This is a genomic window from Streptomyces oryzae (genome assembly GCF_017676365.1).
Lineage (GTDB): Bacteria > Actinomycetota > Actinomycetes > Streptomycetales > Streptomycetaceae > Streptomyces > Streptomyces oryzae.
On sequence record NZ_JADKMA010000165.1, the window covers coordinates 1 to 17,792 of the forward strand.

At 68.5% G+C, this 17,792-nt stretch carries 21 protein-coding genes and 3 pseudogenes; 9 read left to right on the top strand and 15 right to left on the bottom strand.

Going from position 1 to position 17,792, the window contains the following annotated elements:
* Positions 1 to 217: 217 nt before the first annotated feature.
* Positions 218 to 1,021 carry a hypothetical protein gene (locus tag ITI46_RS25935; protein ID WP_209242322.1) on the bottom strand — a complete coding sequence of 268 codons (804 nt, stop codon included), beginning with the start codon at positions 1,019 to 1,021 and terminating at the stop codon, positions 218 to 220.
* A gap of 623 nt (positions 1,022 to 1,644) precedes the next feature.
* Between ITI46_RS25935 and ITI46_RS25940 the strand changes: the two genes are divergently transcribed.
* Positions 1,645 to 3,198, top strand: a complete 1,554-nt coding sequence (locus ITI46_RS25940; protein WP_209242338.1) for an alpha-L-arabinofuranosidase B — start codon at positions 1,645 to 1,647, stop codon at positions 3,196 to 3,198.
* Between the two features lie 169 nt (positions 3,199 to 3,367).
* On the opposite strand, the gene ITI46_RS25945 is transcribed toward ITI46_RS25940, so the two are convergent.
* Positions 3,368 to 4,138: a methyltransferase domain-containing protein gene (locus ITI46_RS25945; protein ID WP_209242323.1), complete on the bottom strand. Its 771-nt coding sequence runs from the start codon at positions 4,136 to 4,138 to the stop codon at positions 3,368 to 3,370.
* A 28-nt stretch (positions 4,139 to 4,166) separates the two neighbouring features.
* Between ITI46_RS25945 and ITI46_RS25950 the strand changes: the two genes are divergently transcribed.
* Complete coding sequence (locus ITI46_RS25950) at positions 4,167 to 4,628, top strand: MerR family transcriptional regulator (RefSeq protein ID WP_247746604.1); 462 nt, start codon at positions 4,167 to 4,169, stop codon at positions 4,626 to 4,628.
* Positions 4,629 to 4,646: 18 nt separating this feature from the next.
* Here ITI46_RS25950 and ITI46_RS25955 read toward each other — a convergent pair whose 3' ends face one another.
* From ITI46_RS25955 to ITI46_RS25965, 4 genes and pseudogenes are all read right to left on the bottom strand, one after another.
* The gene (locus tag ITI46_RS25955; RefSeq protein WP_307808326.1) at positions 4,647 to 4,838 is read right to left on the bottom strand and encodes a DUF397 domain-containing protein; all 192 of its coding nucleotides are present in this window, start codon (positions 4,836 to 4,838) and stop codon (positions 4,647 to 4,649) included.
* Positions 4,839 to 4,848: 10 nt separating this feature from the next.
* Positions 4,849 to 5,046, bottom strand: coding sequence for a DUF397 domain-containing protein (locus ITI46_RS25960; protein WP_209242325.1), 198 nt, complete (start codon positions 5,044 to 5,046; stop codon positions 4,849 to 4,851).
* A 16-nt stretch (positions 5,047 to 5,062) separates the two neighbouring features.
* Complete coding sequence (locus ITI46_RS35875; RefSeq protein ID WP_307808327.1) at positions 5,063 to 5,182, bottom strand: DUF397 domain-containing protein; 120 nt, start codon at positions 5,180 to 5,182, stop codon at positions 5,063 to 5,065.
* A 155-nt stretch (positions 5,183 to 5,337) separates the two neighbouring features.
* Positions 5,338 to 6,048: pseudogene (locus ITI46_RS25965) on the bottom strand (helix-turn-helix domain-containing protein); the annotation flags it as partial.
* Positions 6,049 to 6,221: 173 nt separating this feature from the next.
* Here ITI46_RS25965 and ITI46_RS25970 point away from each other — a divergent pair.
* The gene (locus ITI46_RS25970) at positions 6,222 to 6,413 is read left to right on the top strand and encodes a hypothetical protein (protein ID WP_209242326.1); all 192 of its coding nucleotides are present in this window, start codon (positions 6,222 to 6,224) and stop codon (positions 6,411 to 6,413) included.
* Between the two features lies 1 nt (position 6,414).
* On the top strand, positions 6,415 to 6,618 hold the full coding sequence (locus ITI46_RS25975; RefSeq protein ID WP_209242327.1) for a hypothetical protein: 204 nt from the start codon (positions 6,415 to 6,417) through the stop codon (positions 6,616 to 6,618).
* A 143-nt stretch (positions 6,619 to 6,761) separates the two neighbouring features.
* Here the strand turns inward: ITI46_RS25975 and ITI46_RS25980 are convergent, their stop codons facing one another.
* The 6 genes and pseudogenes from ITI46_RS25980 to ITI46_RS26005 all read right to left on the bottom strand — a co-directional run bounded on the left by ITI46_RS25980 (position 6,762) and on the right by ITI46_RS26005 (position 10,589).
* Complete coding sequence (locus tag ITI46_RS25980) at positions 6,762 to 7,142, bottom strand: hypothetical protein (protein ID WP_209242328.1); 381 nt, start codon at positions 7,140 to 7,142, stop codon at positions 6,762 to 6,764.
* A gap of 156 nt (positions 7,143 to 7,298) precedes the next feature.
* A pseudogene (locus tag ITI46_RS25985) lies at positions 7,299 to 7,475 on the bottom strand (alpha/beta fold hydrolase); the annotation flags it as partial.
* 404 nt (positions 7,476 to 7,879) lie between these two features.
* Positions 7,880 to 8,773, bottom strand: coding sequence for an MmyB family transcriptional regulator (locus ITI46_RS25990; protein WP_372452078.1), 894 nt, complete (start codon positions 8,771 to 8,773; stop codon positions 7,880 to 7,882).
* Positions 8,774 to 8,800: 27 nt separating this feature from the next.
* The gene (locus ITI46_RS25995) at positions 8,801 to 9,607 is read right to left on the bottom strand and encodes an SDR family oxidoreductase (protein ID WP_209242329.1); all 807 of its coding nucleotides are present in this window, start codon (positions 9,605 to 9,607) and stop codon (positions 8,801 to 8,803) included.
* Between the two features lie 514 nt (positions 9,608 to 10,121).
* Positions 10,122 to 10,283, bottom strand: a pseudogene (locus ITI46_RS26000) (IS5/IS1182 family transposase); the annotation flags it as partial.
* Positions 10,284 to 10,295: 12 nt separating this feature from the next.
* A complete protein-coding gene (locus ITI46_RS26005) occupies positions 10,296 to 10,589 on the bottom strand; it encodes a DUF1330 domain-containing protein (protein WP_209238234.1) in 294 nt (97 codons plus the stop codon).
* A 248-nt stretch (positions 10,590 to 10,837) separates the two neighbouring features.
* Here ITI46_RS26005 and ITI46_RS26010 point away from each other — a divergent pair, with 248 nt between their 5' ends.
* On the top strand, positions 10,838 to 11,194 hold the full coding sequence (locus tag ITI46_RS26010; RefSeq protein ID WP_209242330.1) for a winged helix-turn-helix transcriptional regulator: 357 nt from the start codon (positions 10,838 to 10,840) through the stop codon (positions 11,192 to 11,194).
* Positions 11,195 to 11,316: 122 nt separating this feature from the next.
* On the opposite strand, the gene ITI46_RS26015 is transcribed toward ITI46_RS26010, so the two are convergent.
* Positions 11,317 to 11,505, bottom strand: a complete 189-nt coding sequence (locus ITI46_RS26015; protein ID WP_209242331.1) for a hypothetical protein — start codon at positions 11,503 to 11,505, stop codon at positions 11,317 to 11,319.
* A gap of 131 nt (positions 11,506 to 11,636) precedes the next feature.
* Here ITI46_RS26015 and ITI46_RS26020 point away from each other — a divergent pair, with 131 nt between their 5' ends.
* The 4 genes from ITI46_RS26020 (at position 11,637) to ITI46_RS26035 (ending at position 14,906) form a co-directional block, all read left to right on the top strand.
* Entirely contained in the window at positions 11,637 to 12,062 is a 426-nt protein-coding gene (locus ITI46_RS26020) for a hypothetical protein (RefSeq protein WP_209242332.1), read from the top strand.
* Positions 12,063 to 12,150: 88 nt separating this feature from the next.
* Positions 12,151 to 13,536: a sensor histidine kinase gene (locus ITI46_RS26025; protein WP_209242333.1), complete on the top strand. Its 1,386-nt coding sequence runs from the start codon at positions 12,151 to 12,153 to the stop codon at positions 13,534 to 13,536.
* Positions 13,533 to 14,222, top strand: coding sequence for a response regulator (locus ITI46_RS26030; protein WP_209242334.1), 690 nt, complete (start codon positions 13,533 to 13,535; stop codon positions 14,220 to 14,222). Before ITI46_RS26025 ends, ITI46_RS26030 begins: the two co-directional genes overlap by 4 nt.
* A 174-nt stretch (positions 14,223 to 14,396) precedes the next feature.
* Positions 14,397 to 14,906 carry a CAP domain-containing protein gene (locus ITI46_RS26035; RefSeq protein ID WP_209242335.1) on the top strand — a complete coding sequence of 170 codons (510 nt, stop codon included), beginning with the start codon at positions 14,397 to 14,399 and terminating at the stop codon, positions 14,904 to 14,906.
* A 148-nt stretch (positions 14,907 to 15,054) separates the two neighbouring features.
* On the opposite strand, the gene ITI46_RS26040 is transcribed toward ITI46_RS26035, so the two are convergent.
* Positions 15,055 to 16,269, bottom strand: a complete 1,215-nt coding sequence (locus ITI46_RS26040; protein WP_209242336.1) for a S8 family peptidase — start codon at positions 16,267 to 16,269, stop codon at positions 15,055 to 15,057.
* A 108-nt stretch (positions 16,270 to 16,377) separates the two neighbouring features.
* Positions 16,378 to 17,472, bottom strand: a complete 1,095-nt coding sequence (locus tag ITI46_RS26045; protein ID WP_209242337.1) for a helix-turn-helix transcriptional regulator — start codon at positions 17,470 to 17,472, stop codon at positions 16,378 to 16,380.
* Between the last annotated feature and the right edge of the window lie 320 nt (positions 17,473 to 17,792).

Below are 17,792 nucleotides of genomic sequence, written 5' to 3' on the forward strand. Positions count from 1 at the left end.
CTCCCTCCCCCACCGCGTCGCCCGCGCCGGGGGCGAACTCGCCGGCCTGCTGGCCCCCCACGCCCGCACGGCTCCCTCCCGGGAGAGCGAACCGGAAGTGATCCCTTTCGAGCAGCAGTTGGCGGCTTTGCGGGTGGAGAAGTGATCGCCGTATGACGTTCGCGAGCGGGAGGCCCCGGCGCCAGGGGTCTCCCGCTCGGTGGTCATGCCGGAGCGGTCAGCCGCTGTACTCGCACAGATCGTCCGCCACGACGGCCGGGTTCATGGTCTCGTCGGCGAATCCGTCCGCGTTGTCCTTGAACTTGTTGTACAGATCGTCGCCCTCTTCGATCCTGATGAGCCCGGTGCCCTCCTTCTTGTTGTCCTTGTCCTCGCCGTCGTAATTCTTGGACGCGGGGACCGGGTAGTCGTGGTCCCGGTTGTCGTCGTCCTCGTCGTTGTGCATCCCGTGGGTGCTTTCCTGAATCCAGATACGGGGGAACTCCCGGCCGAGGCCCGCGTCGTCGCCGGACGCGTTCCAGCTCTCGGCCTCGCCCCACGACTTGGACGTGTGCTTTCCGTCGTCGCTCATCAGGAGCTGGGAGCGGGTCCAGTTCTCGCCGTTCTTGTTCCAGACGACGATGATGTGCTCGAAGTCGTGCGCATCGTCCTCGCCGTCCTTCTCCTTGGCCTGGTAGATGGTGTAACTGACGCGGACCTCGTCCGGGTTGCACTTCTTGGCCGTGTAGTAGGTCGGGAAGGCCATGCCGTCCTTCCCGTCGTCCTTGGCCTCGACGCAGTCGTCCGGGCGCGTCGGGTTGCCGTCCGCGTCGAACGGGCTCTGCGGCCAGCAGTTCTCGCCCCGGTGGAAATTCCACTGCGGCTGGGAAGCCCAGGCGAAGTCCGCCATGTGCGCGGGGCCTTCCTTCAGCGGCTCATCGGCCTGGCCGACGCCCGCCAGGAGCAGGCCGGTGGTGACTCCCAGCGCCGCCGTGGCCGCCACCGTGGCGCGACGGGCCGTGGGGTTGTGTCTGAAGAACATGGGCGATGGACTCCTCGTGGTTTCTGTCGGGTGCTTTCTTCTGCGCGGGTGTTTCTTCTGCTCTCGGGTGTTTCTTCTGCCGGTTTCCCGGCCGGTGGATCCTGTGCGCTGTTCGCTCTCATGTCACGCGCGTCCGACTGCGGGAAACAGTGCGGCCTACGAGATCGGGTCAGGGGCTTCTGAATTCAGCGGCCAGGGCGCCTGGCGATACCGCATTCCGGGCAGCGCGGCTTGTTCTTCGGCGTGCTTCACTCGTCACTCTTGCGCCCCGGCGGTACCGGCCGAGAACGGATCACGGGAAAATACGCACAGGTGCGGCTCGCGGTTCAAAATCATTTCTGGCGAGGCGAATTGAGAGCAAGTCAGCCGCCGTCTCGTCCGCCGGCCGGCCGGTGGTGCGGTGCCAGGCCGGGCGCTCCAGGACGCCGGAGCCGATGTGTGTGAGAAGTGTTGACACGCTTCAACGCCTTCTTAACATCAGGGTGTCGGCAGGTCGGTCAACGTTCGAGATATCGGACGAATCAAGACCCAGGCTCGCCCTGCCGTAGCCCCTTCTCACCCCCCAAGGAGGCTCATTCATGTCTCTGGTACCGGCCCGCCTACGGCGGGTCAGACCACTTGTCATGCTGCTGTCGGCGCTCACCATGGCCACAGCCCTGTGCAGCGGCCAGGCGACCGCCACAGGAACACCCGCCCTCTCCCCCACCGCGGCAGACCGGACCGCCGCCGCATCGCTCCCCTGTGACCTCTACGCCGACGGCGGCACCCCGTGCGTGGCGGCGCACAGCACGACCCGCGCGCTGTACGCCGACTACAACGGCCCGCTGTACCAGGTCAAACGCGCCTCGGACGAGGCGACCCGGGACATCGGTGTGCTCAGCCCCGGCGGATACGCCGACGCCGGCGCGCAGGACTCGTTCTGTGCCGGGACGAGCTGCCTGATCACCGTCATCTACGACCAGTCCGACCGGGGCAACGACCTCACCCAGGCGCCTCCCGGCCAGTTCCCCGGCCCGGCGGAAGGCGGATACGACAACCTCGCCGACGCCGCAGCCGCACCGGTCACCGTGAACGGCCACAAGGCGTACGGCGTCTTCGTCGCTCCCGGCACCGGCTACCGCGACAACGACACCAATGGCGTAGCCACCGGCGACCAGCCGGAAGGGATGTACGCGGTCCTGGACGGCACCCACTACAACAGCGGCTGCTGCTTCGACTACGGGAACGCCGAGACCAACAGCCGGAACAACGGCAACGGCACCATGGAGGCCATCTACTTCGGCGACAGCAAGACCTGGGGCTACGGCACCGGCAAGGGGCCGTGGATCATGTCCGACCTGGAGAACGGCCTGTTCTCCGGAGTCAACCGCGGCTACAACGCCAACGACCCCAGCGTCAGCCACCGCTTCCTCACCGCCACGCTCAAGGGCGGGCCGAACCGCTGGGCGATCCGGGGCGGCAACGCGCAGTCCGGCGGGCTGTCCACCTACTACGACGGGCCACGCCCCAACGACTCGGGCTACGACCCGATGAAGAAGGAAGGAGCCATCATCCTGGGCACCGGCGGCGACAACAGCACCGGCTCCGCGGGGACTTTCTACGAAGGCGTCATGACCTCCGGCTACCCCTCGGAAGCCACCGAGAACGCCGTCCAGGCCAGCATCGACTCAGCGGACTATGCGGAGTCCCCGTCCGTCTCGGAAAGCCTCACGCCGGGTTCGAAGGTCTCGCTACGGGCCACCACGGAGTGCTGCACCAAGGATTCCCTCCGGCACGACGCCGACGGCAACGTGGGCATCGGGGAAATCTCCGGCTCCAGCCCGCCCGACGCCAAGGCCGCCGCCACCTGGACCGTCCGCGCGGGTCTGGGCGACGCGTCGTGCGTCTCCTTCGAGTCCGCCGACAAACCCGGCCAGTACCTGCGGCACTCCGACTTCCGCATGCGTCTCGGCGCCGGCGACAGCTCGCAGTTCAAGAACGACGCCACCTTCTGTCCGCAGACCGGCCACAGCGGCGAGGGCGTGTCGCTGCGGTCGCTCAACTTCCCCAGCGACTTCCTACGCCACTACGACCACAACGCCTACATCGCCAGCGACGGCGGCTCCCACGACTGGGACGCCACCGCCGCCTGGAGCGACGACACCAGTTGGACTGTCGCCGAGCCCTGGTCTTCCTGACCGACTGGTCGGTCGGTGCTCCGGTCGGGTGGCCGGCCGGAGCACCTTCGGCATGTCACCGTCGAGAGCGCTTCACGCCGCCGTCTGGCATTCGCCCCTCGGGGTCCGACGATGCCAGGACGCCACGCCAGGCCAGGCACGTGCGCGGGCAAGGGCTGCCGGAGGGCTCCTAGGCGGAGGCGGCGGCCACGAAGAACGGAATGGCGATGAGAAAGCGGCCGGCTTCGGCGCGTCGGCGCTGCTCGGCGAGCCACGCGTCGGCCTGGTCGCGGTCGACGGCCCCGCTCGTGCAGGCCGGCTCCACGAGCCTGGTGACCAGCGACAGCATCGCGGAGTCGGTGTACACGATCGTGTGCACCTCGACGGCGACATCGTCGAAGCCGCCGTCCAGGAGCAGGCCGCGGTACTGGCGACCGGCCCGGGGCGTGCCCAGGAGGTCGGCGCGCGCATGCACGATCGTGCGGGTGAGCGCCGCGTCGTCCGAGTCGATCACGATGGCGTCCCAGTCCTGCCCGACCAGGACGATCCTGCCGCCCGGAGCGAGGACGCGCCGCGCCTCCGCCACGGCGCGCCCTGGTTCCTGAAGTACGTGGAAGACCTTGTCGGCACGGTAGCCGCGCACGCTTCCGTCGGCGAACGGCAGATTCTCCGCCCCCGCCTCCCGGAACTCGGCCCCCGGCCACCGTTCCCGGGCCGCGGCCAGCATCGACGGGCCGGGGTCGACGCCCACCGCGTGGACCCCGCGTTCGGCCAGCTCGGCGACGGCGCGTCCGGCACCGCAGCCGACATCCACGACGGTCGAGTCCGGGACGAGAGACAGCAGTTCGTAGGAGCGGGCCCGCAGCCGGATGGCGCTCGGCATCTCGTCCGCCGCGTCGAGGACGGCCAGCAGGGCCTGGGTGTCGCGGTGCGCTTCCACCGCGTCCTGGTTTCTGGACATGGACGCAAGGCTGCGACTTAATGCCGACATGAAGTCAAGCGAAGACGGCCGCGCCGCCACGATGAGCATCGGCGCCCTCGCGGCACGGTTCGGCCTGGCCACGCATGTCCTGCGGCACTGGGAGTCGATGGGCCTGCTGCACCCCGAACGGGACGCGAACGGACGCCGCCGCTACGGTGCGGACGACCTGACCCGTGTGGCGATCATCCGCTTCTCCAAGGAGGCCGGCCTCAGCCTGGACACCATCAGGAGCCTGTCCGCCACCGTCGACCGCACCACCCGGCACCGGATCCTGAGCCACGAGGCCGAGAAGCTCCGCTCCAGAATCGCCGCGGCCCAGGTCTCCTTGCAGCTCATCGAGGGCGGCCTGAACTGCACCCACGAGGACGTCACCCAGTGCCCGAACTACCAGCGGCTCATCGCCGACCACATCGGCCCCCCGACCACCGGCGACACCCCGCCTTCCCTCCACCCCCGCAACGGGACCTGACCCATAGCGGCTTGCCCTTCACACCGAGCGCTTCACACCCTCGATGAACACCCGCCAAGCGGCCGGCGAGAACGAGAGGGAGCGCCCCGTCTCCTTGCTGTCACGCACCGGGACCACCCCGCTGCCTGACACGCGCCCCGGGGCCCACTCGACGCAGTTGCCGCCTTGCGGGTCGCTGTAGCTGCTCTTGATCCACTGCGTTCCGCTCATGGTCATCCCTTCAGCGGGAGCGCTTCAGCTCCTCCACGAACGCCTGCCAGGCGAGCGACGAGAACAAGAGCGCTGCGCGAGTGGCGTCCTTGCTGTCACGCACCGGAACCACCCCGCCGTCGCACGCGAGCGCCGGGGCCCACTCGACGCAGTTGCCCCCCTGGCCGTCGCTGTAGCTCGACTTGATCCATGCCGCTTTGCCGCTCATGGTCATCCCTCACGCCTCAACGGGAGCGCTTCACGTCCTCAACGAATGCCCGCCAGGCGTCTACGGAAAACGACAGCGGAGTGCGAGCGGTGTCCTTACTGTCCCGCACCGGAACCACCCCGTCCCCGCCGGACACGAGACCCGGGGCCCACTCGACGCAGTTGCCTCCCTTGTTTGTCGCTGTAGCTGCTTCTGATCCACTGCGTTTCGCTCATGCTCGTCCCTTACAGCGCTGATGAAGGCCACCGATTCTCGCGGACTCAACGAACTAGCCCGGATTTCATCGTAGGGGTGAGCCGAGTTGGCGACGGTCTCCGGTCCTTCGTACGGCCGCCCGCCTTGCGGCCCCTCAACGAAGACGCACGGCTTACCCTCAGGCATGTCCAACAGGACGTAGGGCACGCCGATCCCGGCCTCTGCCGACGAGTACGGCAGCACTTGAACCGTCAGCGTGTGGTGTCGTCGCACCTCGTCCAGCAGGTGCTTCAGCTGACCCGCCATCACTTCGGGCGAGCCAACTTGAGCCCGCAAACAGGCTTCGTAAAGGACCACCCAGACCCGCGGAGGATCGGGCCCCTCCAGGATTTCCCGGCGCCGCAGGCGGCTGGCCACCTTCGCGTCGATATCGCGCGCCGAGAGGTTGGGACGTCCGCCTGTCAGCGATACACGCGCGTATGCCTCCGTCTGCAACAGACCCGTGATGAAGATGGTGGAGAAGTCCCGAATGGCCGTCGCGTCCTGCTCCGCATCGATGTACGGGGCGAACCACGCCGGGTACTCCCCATCGAGCACGCGCCGCAGTTGGCCGACGAACAGGTCCCCCGTGCCGAAGGTGCGGTCGCACACCTCGGCGAACTTCATGGAGGGCATGAACTCCCCGGACTCCACGCGGCTCACATAGCTCTGGGTGTAGCCGGTGGCGGTGGCGAACGCCGTCTGGGAGATGCGGCGGGCCTGTCTGACGCGGCGGACGTCTTCGCCGAGGCTCGGCGGGATGCTCATTCCTGCTGGCCGCTTCTGTTTCCCACCCAGCCGACCTGCCTAACTCCCGTGCCCCGCAGGCTCCTTGAAAGCGCCATCCATGAGAAAGGGCGCTCATACCGCGACATCGTAGCGCCGTCCGTGTTGTCTTCACCACGGAAAGTGACGATCAACTACCGCGACAGGTGGGAAGCATGGAGCACGAAAGCCCTCCGCAGGAGCAGTCTGTTTCCTGCCAGGACTGTGAGTGGTTCCGCATGATGATCAACAGGTCGGCGCTGGACCCGAAACCGCGCGCCGACCTAGAAGCGCTGTTCGGCGCCCATCTGCACCGCAGACACGCGCCGGAGGCGCCACGGGGGCAGCGGCGGTTGCGGGGTGTGTGAGATGTGGGCCGTCGGCGACGTGGCGCAGGACAGGAAGACGGGGAAGACCGGCGAGATCATCCAGGTGACGGGGCCCTCACCATTCCTCTACCGGCTCCTGATCCAGGAGAACGGCGAACCGCCCCTCGTCGTCTACCGATACGGCGACCAACTGCGGGCCGTCCACAGGGCGAAGGCACCCACGCCACCCGTCCGCGAACAGTGATCCTTTGCCAGGCAGCACCTGAAGGTTGTCCTGTGACCCGTCTGGTGGCTGGCACATCAACCAAGTATGGGCGCGCACGAATCTCACGTCGCGCCAGGAGATCTCGGAGGCTCCGGCCGGCCGAGCCCCCGGCCGGTCCGCCCTCAGCAGGTCAAGCGGCGCTCGTCGCTCTCGTAGATGGCGAGGTTGGAGTCGACGGCCACGACAGTCTTGTAGGTGTAGGTGCCGGAACCTGTGCAGCCCCAGTACGCGATGTTGGAGCCACTCTCGAGCGGGGCCCAGTCCACCTCCTGCCAGCCGTACCAGCGGTGGCGCTGCAGGGAGATCGTGGCGTCCTCGCACCTGCTGCTGGTCTTGCTGGCCGCGCCGATGATCTCACTGATGCCCTTGTAGGGGGCCTTGATGCTGTAGCAGCTCCGGTCCCAGTCCGAGGCGGAGGCCGGTGTGGCCGGCGTCAGCAGCGTGGCCGCGGAGGCCAGAGCGGCGACGACGCATGACTTTCCGGCGAACCCGAGAGTGCTCATGACAGAAGCTCCTGTCTGCGGGGGGTGTGGGACACAAGATACAAGAACACTTTCATCGGGGGCCGACACGAGATCAACTCGTCGCCGTTGTGTGACTTCACCTCAAAATCTCAGCGTGCGCCTCGACTTGATTACGCGAGAGGGGGGTGCGCCCACTCATGGTGTTCGGGGTGGTGGGGCCAGTGCTCTGTCGCGGAGCGGTGGCCGGAAGCGGCGCAGATCCGGGGCGACGACCGTGTACCGCGCGGTGAGCTTGGGGATCAGGTGCCGCCAGTGATAGCTGGTCTTGGGTACGCCGTGGAGCAGCACCAGCGCCGGACCGGAACCGCCTGTCGGCCAGCCGCACCACCGGCTCCAGCCGCCGTACGCGATGAGGTTCGGGTCATCGAACGCGGAAGACCGCCGCCGCGGCATGGAAAGATTGCATCTCGGAAGTGCCTTGCCCATCGTGCCTGATGTGGTCCTGGAGAAACCCCGTCATCGCAAGTCGCAAGGTGCTTCTTCGTTTCTGGAACCATCCACCGGCATCAAGCCGGTGGATCCGGGCTGATTCACCGATCCGAACTGAGACCGATTACCCGGCCATGGCCGCGTGACGAGCCACTAGCGCGTGTCGTAGGAGTCCCCGTACTGCTAATCGATGATGCACTGATTTTTGTCTCACTCCCGTGTTTGCTTTCCGGTAGATTGTTGCCCCACGCCATGGTCCGCTGACTAGTACGGCCGAAGGGGTTGGACTACCCGTTGTGTGCTTCGAGTTCGGTCGCCAGCGTCTGTTGGGTGGCCGCCCACGACGCCAGGAGCGCTAGGTTGTCAGCGGTCGGTGTGCCCGCGGGTGCGGTGTAGACGTTGAGGTGCAGGCCGGGTTCGGCGGGCAGGTCCAGGGACTCGACGTCCAAGTCGAGCTGGCCCACGATCGGATGGCGCAGGCGCTTGCGGCCGGACCGGTGCAGCCGCACGTCCTGAGATGCCCACCGCTGCCGGAATAGCTCACTGCACGTTGACAACTCGCCGACTAGGGCGACCAGCTCCTCGTCGTGCGGATTGCGGCCGGCTTCCATGCGTAGCTTCGCGGCCACGTCACCGGCAACTTGGTCGTAATCGACAAAGTATTCTCTGGCCGAATCGGGGTTGAGATAGACGAACCGTGCTGTGTTCGCGGGCCGTCGCGGGTCAGCCAGCACCGGTGAATACAGCGCGCGAGCGAGTTGATTCATGGCGAGCACGTCATAACGGCCGTTACCGATCCAGGCCGGCGCATCGGAGATCGCGTCGAGCACCTGCTGCAGCGTCGAGCGCACCGTCACGGCAGACCTACGCCTGCGTGGGCCGCTGGGCGCCCTGGATTGGCGCGCGAGGTGGAAGAGGTGGTCGCGCTCGGCCTCGTCGAGTTGCAAGGCAGCGGCCAACGCGTCGAGCACGCCATCGGAGGCACCGGCGAGGCTGCCGCGCTCCATGCGCACGTAGTAGTCGACCGATACCCCCGCCAGTAGCGCTACCTCCTCGCGGCGCAGACCTTTGACCCGGCGGTTGCCGCCGTAAGCGGGCAGGCCCGCCTGCTCGGGTGTGATGCGTGCGCGACGCGAGCTGAGAAACTCCCGGATCTCGGTGCGTGGATCCATCGTGGCCATCCTCTTACCGTAAGCCCGTCCCGCGGTCTAGGGGGTACCCGTCGCGGTCGTCGCAGTGCCGCCGTCTACCGGGATGATGGTGCCCGTGAGGTACGACCCAGCCCGGCTGGCGAGAAACACGGCGATGCCTGCCATGTCGTCGTCGCGGCCGAGCCGGCGCAGAGGGGTTGCCGCCGCGATCGTGTCGCCCATGGCATCGAGCGCGGACGCCGTCATCCGCGACGGGAACACTCCCGGTGCTACCGCGTTCACCGTGACGTGCTGTGGGCCCAGCTCTCTGGCAAGCACCCTGGTGAGTTGATGGAGTGCCGCTTTGCTGCTGGCGTAGGAGTAGTTGGGCGACTCGGCGACGTGGATGCCGGCGATACTGCCGATGTTGATGATCCGCGCGGGATCATCGGCGGTGCCCGCCCCGCGAAGTGCGGGGAGCAGCGCCTGCACCAGCCAGAACGGCGACTTGAGGTTGAGGTCGATCACTGAGTCCCAGCCCTCGTCCGGGAACGTCTCCAGCGGCTCGCGCCACATCGCTCCCGCGTTGTTGACAAGGATGTCCAGGCGTTCCGAGTCGGCCATGACAAGATCAGCGAGGCGCTGACATTCGTCGTGCCTGGACAGGTCGGCGGGGATTGCTTGAACGTCGCCGAATTCGGACAGTAGATGCTGTGCCTCCGCGCACCTGTCTGCGTTGCGTGAGCTGATGACGACGCGGGCGCCGGCCTGGAGAAGGCCGCGCGCCAGCATCATCCCAATGCCGCTGGTGCCGCCAGTGACAAGGGCGTACTTCCCACTCAGATCGAAAATTTCTGTGTGCGTGGTGAATTGGTTGCCCGCCATTGATCTCCGCCCCTTCTGTGGTGGAAGAATGCGCCGACACGGTCCCGCATTCGGGGCACTGAATTTGACTGATGGGGGTAAAGCTGTAGTGCGTGTCCATGGAGTGTTGTCGGCGCTTTCGACTTAACCAGGCTGACAGGCGTTTGGGACGTCTGGGAGACCCTGGTGATACAGGTACTGTGAGAGCCCCCTTGCCTGGTGCGCTGATTCAGCCCGGATCCACCGGCTTGATTCCCGGTTGATCGTTTCGGGGTCGTGCAGGCCGTGTTGGGGCTGAGTTGCGGATTCGGGCATGGGGTGGCCGCTGGTCTGCCCCTTCCAGGGCCAGCGTTCGGGCGGGTGCAGGGTGAGGCGGCGGGCGGAGCGGGCCGGGCGGGCGAGCACGTTGATCAGGCGGTCACGGATGACCGAGAGGGCAAGGCCGGTCTACGGCACCCCCTCGGGCAGACCGACCAGTCGGTCTGCGGAGTCATCCCGTGTGCGGGGGTGGGCGGCCATCGCCGCACGCCGGAGGCCACCGCTTGGCGCCCAGGCCGGAACCGTGCTCGGTGCCACGGCGGACGATCACGGGCTTGATGCCCTTCGCCCACATCTGGTGGCGGTAGCAGTCGTGGTCGTAGCCGCGGTCGGCGTAGAGCTCCCGCGGCCTCTGACGCGGCCGCCCCCTCTTGCCGCGACTGGTCCTCGGTCAGTCGATGCCTTCGACGATGCGGAAGTCGCGCTCGACGCCGTCGGAGAGAGTGGCCAGGGCGTCCTGGTAGGCCGCACTCTCGCGTGCCGCGACGGCCTGCTCGAAGCTGTCGAACTCGATCAGGATGGTGCGCTCGGCGATTCCGGCGTCATGCGCCACGACCCGACCGCCACGGACGAGGACCCGGCCGCCCCCGGCCTCGACGGCCAGGCGGGCCAGCTTGTCGTAAGCAGCCAGCTTCTCAGGGTCCGAAATGGTGCGGTAGACACTGACCCAGTAGCCCTTGGGCATGGAACCTCCAGCGTGGGGATGAGCGCATCTGACTTACGGGCTTACGGGTTGGTCCCGGACGGGCGCCGACGGGCGAGAGCGAGGCTTGTCAGCGTCGTGATCGCCATGGCGCCGACGCCGGCCAGCGCCGCGGCGGGGCAAGGCAGGGCAGGGCAGGGTGAGCGATTCGATGCGTGCCATCGCGGCATCTCATGCTTCGATTTTCGAATCATTATGATGCTTCGAGAACCGAAGCGCAAGGAGTGAGTATGGAAGCCAGAGCGCCACGTCCGGGTGTGCCGGTGCGGGGGTCCGAATCGGGTCGTCCAGTGATGGCCGCACTCGACCTGCTCGGACGGCGTTGGACGATGCGGATCCTGTGGGAACTGAGTCAAGCTCCGGCCGGCTTCCGTGAATTGCAGCGCCGATGCGAGCGCATGTCCTCCAGCGTGCTCAGTACCCGGATCGAGGAACTGTCCGGCGCCCGCCTGCTCACCCTGGACGGCGATGGCTACCGCCTCACTCAGCTCGGCGAGGATCTTGTCGAGGCGCTGAGCCCGCTGGACGCCTGGAGTCGACGTTGGGCCGAGGAAATGGGACCCGCGACGGCAGGAGGGCTGGAGTGATCACCGCGTGGCTGGTCTGAGCACGGCAGCGGTGCCGTCCTGGACAGTTCCCTTCAGCGGGCGCCGGCCGACCGCCCACTGCCCCGCCCACACTCACCCGGAGATCATTCGCGGGACAAGCCTCAGGGGGCCAGCACGAAGAGGCCGAAGAGGAGGAATCCCACGCTGAAGAGGAAGATCCCGCCGAACAAGAACAGTTCGGCACGGCGACTGAGCGGGTTCTCCTGGAAGTACTTCAGCGGCCCCCCGTCCGCGCCCTGCGGTCCCAGCACCATCGACTTCCCCTCTCCGGCCCGGCTGTCTTCACCCAACTCCTCATGGTTAACCCTCTGTCGGACATTGGGAACCCTCGTATTGCACCTCGCACCGACAGACAGGGGGGATCGTGTCCGAGGACATCGCACAGCCTCAGGACGAGGCGGCGTCGACCAGGTTGAGATCGATGGGAACCCTCGTTGCGGCGCTGATCATGCCCGCTGTGCTGGCCATCTGGCTCGTGGTGTGGATCGCCGGCAACGCGCAGAAGCTGATGGCGGGTGAGACTGCCACGATGCGCACTGTGGCGCGGTGCGTGGAAGGCGGTGGGCCTGCTCTGCCGCCGTCCAGCTGCGGCGGGTCATGGGTGTTCCCGGACGGCCGCACCGGCTCCGGTGAGGTGATCACAGGCAAGAACGGGGTATCCGTGGGCGACACCGTCTTCGCGGGGGACACGTGGGCGTATTGGTCGGCCGCTCCGTTGTACCGGTTGGTGTTCATGCCCATCGGCGCTGTCTGCGCGGGTGTTCTGATCCCGGTCACGATATGGGCGGTCGACCGCAGGAAGAAGCGGTCACTGCGGAGTATTTCGGCGGCGCCGCCTCGTACGTGAGAGGCAGGCCCCTTACTTGAGAGCTACGCCGCGAGTGGGCTCCGCAGCGGGACGCGAGCACGCACCGGAGGGCATAGCGTCGGCAGGCATGCGACGCGTGTCTTACGGAAGGCCCCTCACGATCGCGTACCGCGCCTGGCAAGCGCTGCGGGAGGAGCTGTTCAGGGTGGAGGGCGGGTCCGAGGGGGGCGCCGGGTGGCGGATCTGGCAGCCGACCGTGGTGCTGGCGCTGTCGCTGGCCGCTTTCGTGCTCGGGGTGTTCAACATCGGCATGCTGACCTCGGACGGGTTCGGCGGCTTCGGTACGACGGAGGCGGTACTGCTCGGGGGCGGCCAGGCAGCGGCGCTGGTACTGGCGGCCTTCCGGCCGGTGACGTCCTGGTGGGTGGTGACGGGCACCATGGTGGTCATCGCCGTGGTCATGGGGGTGTCCCCGCCCCCGTGGTTCCGGGAGTCCCCCTGGACGGCGCCGGGAGTGGCCTGCCAGGCGGGGGTGCTGCTGCTGGTCGCCGTACGCAGACGGCCCCGGGCCGCACTCGGCGCGCTGCTGCTCAGCGTGGTGAGCACAGTGCTCTGCGGACTGGTGATGCACCAGTTCTCCGGCCCGTCCGCGTTCCGCAACATGCCGACCGACTTCCTCGTGCTCGCCCTCGCAGTGGTGGTCGGCAGTGCGCTGTTCGGGCGGCAGGCGGCCCGCAGCGAGCTGGTCGTGCAGGAGGAGAAGACCGCACAGGAGCGCACCCGGCGCACGCTGCTGGAGGAGCGCAACCGCATCGCCCGGGAGCTGCACGACGTGGTGGCCCACCACATGTCCGTCATCTCCATCCAGGCGCAGGCCGCGCCGCATCTGGTGGAGAACCCCTCCGAGGAGCTGAAGGAGAGCCTGGCGGGCATCCGGCAGCACGCCGTCGAAGCGCTGGCCGAACTGCGCCGGGTGCTGGGCGTACTGCGTTCCGAGGACGCGCTCGACGACGACCGGCATGCGCCGCAGCCCACCCTGGAGGGGCTGCCGGAGCTGGTCGCCAACGTACGGGCCGCCGGGCCGCCGGTGACCACCCGTACCGTCGGCGAGCCCCGCCCCCTTCCCCCCGGCATGGAGGTGTCGGCCTACCGCATCGTCCAGGAGGCGCTGAGCAACGTGCTGCGGCATGCGCCGGGCGCCGCGGCGGAGGTGGAGATCGGCTACCACCCCACGGAGCTGACCGTCCGGGTCACCAACACCGCGCCGGACCCGACCGCCCCCGCGATGCCCTCCCGCGGCGCGGGCCACGGCCTGCCCGGTATGCGGGAGCGCGCCGCGATGCTGGACGGCACACTGTGGTGCGGGGCCACGGCCGACGGCGGATGGAGCGTGACGGCGAGCCTGCCGGTGCCGAGCCCCGCCGAGACCCCCACCCGGACCACCCCGACCACCCGGACCACCCGGACCACCCGGAGCGCCCAGAGCCCCCTGACCATTGAGGACCCCTCGTGACGACCGCCGCCCGCACCATCCGCGTACTGCTCGCCGACGACCAGAAGATGGTGCGGCAGGGCTTCACCGTGCTGCTGGACGCCGAGCCGGACCTCACGGTGGTCGGCCAGGCCGTGGACGGGCTCGAGGCGGTGGAGCGGACTGCCGAACTGGCGCCCGATGTCGTGCTGATGGACATCAGGATGCCGCGGCTGGGCGGTATCGAGGCCACCCGCCGGATCGCGGGGGCGACCGCGGCCGACCGCCCGAGGGTGCTGGTGCTGACCACCTTCGACCTGGACGAGTACGTCTTCGAAGCCCTCCGCGCGGGAGCGTCCGGCTTTCTGCTCAAGGACGCCTCCGCCGCCGAACTGGCCGACGGCGTACGGGTGGTGGCGCGGGGCGAGGCCCTGCTGGCGCCCGGCCTGACCAAACGCCTCATCGAGAAGTTCGCCGGCATGCCGGACGAGCCGGGCGGCAGGCAGTTCATGGAGCGCGTCGCCGATCTCACGGAGCGGGAGACGGAGGTCCTCTCACTCGTCGCACGGGGGCTGTCCAACCTGGAGATCGCCGAACAGCTCGTGGTAGCCGAGCAGACGGTCAAGACCCATGTGAGCCGCGTCCTGGTCAAGCTCGGCCTGCGCGACCGCACCCAGGCGGCGGTCTTCGCGTACGAGACGGGACTGGTGCGGCCCGGCCGGGCCTGAGGTGGGCCGGAACACCACCGATTCGGCGGCGCTTCCGCCTTCCCTCGAATGCCTCGCTCATAACCCGTAAAGCGGAATATGTCGGTTCATCACCCGGAAAGCAAGGAAAAGCGAAATTCGGGCAGTAGTCGGCGGCGTTCCGTGCAGCCGTGGCGCGAGAAATGCGAGGGATTCATGAGACACGCGATCAGCCCGTTCGCCGGGCGAGCCGTGGCCGTCGGGCTCGCGCTGGCGCTGGCGCTGGTGACCGCCCCAGGGTGGGAGGCCGGCGCCACGGGGTGGCATCGGGCGGTGCTCCGTACGGCGAACGCCGACGTCCTCCGGCTGGTCAACGCGGAGCGCGTCCGGGCGCAGTGCCGAGGAGTGGTCAAGCACGGGGCGCTGCGGCGGGCGGCGCAGCGGCACAGCGCGCGGATGGCGCACGCTCATGTGCTGTCCCACACCCGGGCCGGTGACTCCGGCCCGGGACGACGGGTGGCGGCCGAGGGGTACCGGTTCCGGCGCGTGGGAGAGAACCTCGCGCGGGGCCAGTGGAACGCCGCGGAGGTGGTACGCGCATGGATGCGCAGCCCCGAGCACCGCGCCACGCTGACCAACTGCGCCTACCGGCACGCCGGTGTGGGGGTGAGCAGCGGCCGCGGCGGCCCTTGGTGGACCCTGCTGCTGGCCAGCAAGCGCAAGTGACCTTCGCCGGCGCCGCTCTCTCCGGGCACCCGCACACGACCGCGGCCCGGTGTGTGGGGCACCGGGCCGCGGAAGGTGGGGGGTTGGCCGGGCAGGGTCGCCCGGCGGTGTTCGCTGTTACTCGAGTACCGCTACTGGGTGTCCGGTGTTACTTGACGACGTTCAGCAGCAGGTTGGGCGAGCCCTGACCCGGGTTGCCGACGACGTCCTTGGACGCGCCCTCGGTCAGACCCTTGGCGACGGCGTCCGGCTTGGCGTCCTTGTGGCCCGAGAGGTAGACCGCTGCGGCGCCGGTGACGTGCGGCGTGGCCATCGACGTACCGGAGATGGTGTTGGTGGCGTCGTCGCCGGTGTTCCAGGCACCGGTGATGTCCACGCCGGGCGCGTACAGGTCGAGGACGTCACCGTAGTTGGAGAAGTCCGCCTGGGCGTCCTTGTCGTCGGTGGCACCGACCGTGATGGCTTCCTTGACCCGGGCCGGCGAGCTGTTCCCGGCGTCCGTTGACTCGTTGCCCGCGGCCACCGCGAAGGTGACACCGGCCTCGATGGAGTTCTGCACGGCCTTGTCCAGCGCCTCGTCAGCGCCGCCGCCCAGCGACATGTTGGCGACCGAGGGGGCCTTGGCGTTCTTGGTGACCCAGTCGATGCCCTCGACGACCTGCTCGGTGGTGCCGGAGCCCTGGTCGTCCAGGACGCGGACGGCGACCACGTTGGCCTTCTTCGCCACGCCGTGCGCCTTGCCCGCGACCGTGCTGGCGACGTGGGTGCCGTGTCCGTTGCCGTCGTTGGCGTCGTCGTCGCCGTCGACCGCGTCGAAGCCGCTCTTGGCGCGGTCGCCGAAGTCCTTGTGCGTGGTGCGGACGCCGGTGTCGATGATGTAGGCGGTCACGCCCTCACCCGCGGTGTCCGGGTAGACGTACTTCTTGTCCAGCTTCAGCTCGGGCGTGTCGATCCGGTCCAGACCCCAGGAGGGCGGGTTGTCCTGCTCGCCGGTGATGGAGTGCTTCTGGTTCGCGTAGACCTTGTCGACCGCCGGGTCCGCGGCCAGCTTCTTGGCCTCGTCGGCGGACATCTTCGCGGAGTAGCCGTTGAGCGCCTTGGTGAAGGTCTTGCGCACCTTGCCGCCGTGGTCGGCGATGACCGACTTGCCCTTCGCGGCGGCCGAAGTGGTGCTCACGGCCGACTTCTTCATGGTGACGATGTAGCTGCCCTTGACGGCCTTCGCCGAGTGGGCACCGATGACGGTGCCTTCTGCGGGGGCATCGGGGGTCGCGTTCGCGGGGAGCGCCGTGACGGTGCCGATGGCCGCTGCGGCCACCGCGGCCGATATGCCGAGGGCAACTTTCTTGCGCGTCACTGCCATGGGGAGGGTTCCTCCTCGTGTGGGGGGTGCGCTGTGGGGTGCGCGAACCGAACGCTAGGCGCACTGCTACGAGCAGGACAAGGGGTGGCGAGTGACGCGGGTAGACGGTCAATTGCCGTACGGCGGGCCATTCTTGGCGGTTCGGGCGGGGCCGGAACCGGCACCCGGTGCCTGCGGGAGCCAGCCCAGGCTCGCCGCGCGTACGCCGAGCTGGAACCTGGTCGTGGCACCGAGGCGCTCCATCAGCCCGTGCAGCCGCCGCTGGAACGTGCGGTAGCTGATGCCCAGCTGGCGGGCCATCACCTGGTCCGTCATACCGGTCGTCAGCAGCGCCAGCAGCTTGGCCTCCTGCGGGCTCGGCCCGTCCGGAGCCCCCGGGCGGCGGCCGGAGAGATACTCCGAGATCGGCAGCGCCCTCCCCCACAGCACCTCGAAGAACTCGCACAGCACCTCCAGCAGCCCTGAGGGGTGTACGACGACGCTGCTGGCCAGCTCGTTCGGCGCGGCGCGCAGGGGGATCAGCGCGATACGGTCGTCCGCGATCAGCATCTTGGTCGGGGTGTCCGCCATCACCCGGGCGTCCTCGCCCAGTTCGGCGGCCGCGCCGATGTCCTTGTCGAACCGGTGGAAGGTGGCCAGCCCTTCGGTGTCGTAGATGACCCGGTAGCTGATGCCGCGCCGCATCATCTGCGCCTGCACCGGCATCATCCCGGTCTTCGGGTCGAGGCGGTCGGGGTCGCTGTTGGCGTACGGCGGACGGTCGATGCCCCGTATCTCGGCACGTGCGCTGCGCTGGAGCTGGTCGACCTGGCGGATGACGGCTGCGCGCCCCGTGACGATCTCCACCAGCTCCAGCGGATCGCGCCCCGCCGTGTGTGCCCGGAACCGCGCGGCCAGGTGCTGGATATGACGGCGTGTGCGGTGGATCTCCTCCTCGCGGGCGAGCAGCAGCGACTCGAAGGCGATCTCGGGGGCCACCGGAAGATAGCGTTCGGCTCCCTTCCCGCCCCGGTCCGCCTTGCTGTCGCCGTCCGGGGAGAAGCGCCCGACCAGGTTCAACTTCTCCAGGGAGGCCAGTGCGGCCCGGACGCGGGCCGCACTCACACCCGCGGCGGCACGCAGCTCGTTGACGGTCACGGCACCGTCCACCAACGCCTCGTAGACCTGCTGCTGGACGGAGTCGAGATCAAGAGCCTCCAACATGCTGGGCATCCTGAGCGCGGTGGCGAGTTCGCGTCAATGACCGAACGTCGCCAGGGCGTTGCCAAATGCGGAGGAACTTTGCGGAACCGGCGCGCGGGGCTTTCTGTGTGGGAGGGGTACTCCGCGTCGGGCGGTGGCGGGGAGGGGGTGCCCGTGTCCGACGTCTGCGGGCTGCGGGCTGTTTATGGCTGGTCGCGCCCACGCGGCGGAGCCGCACATCGATACAGCCCCGCGCCCCTTCGGGGCGCGTCATTCGGGGCGCGCCGTTCCGGGAGCACTCCGCACCGGGCGGGCGCGGGAGGGGGTGCCCCTGTACGAGG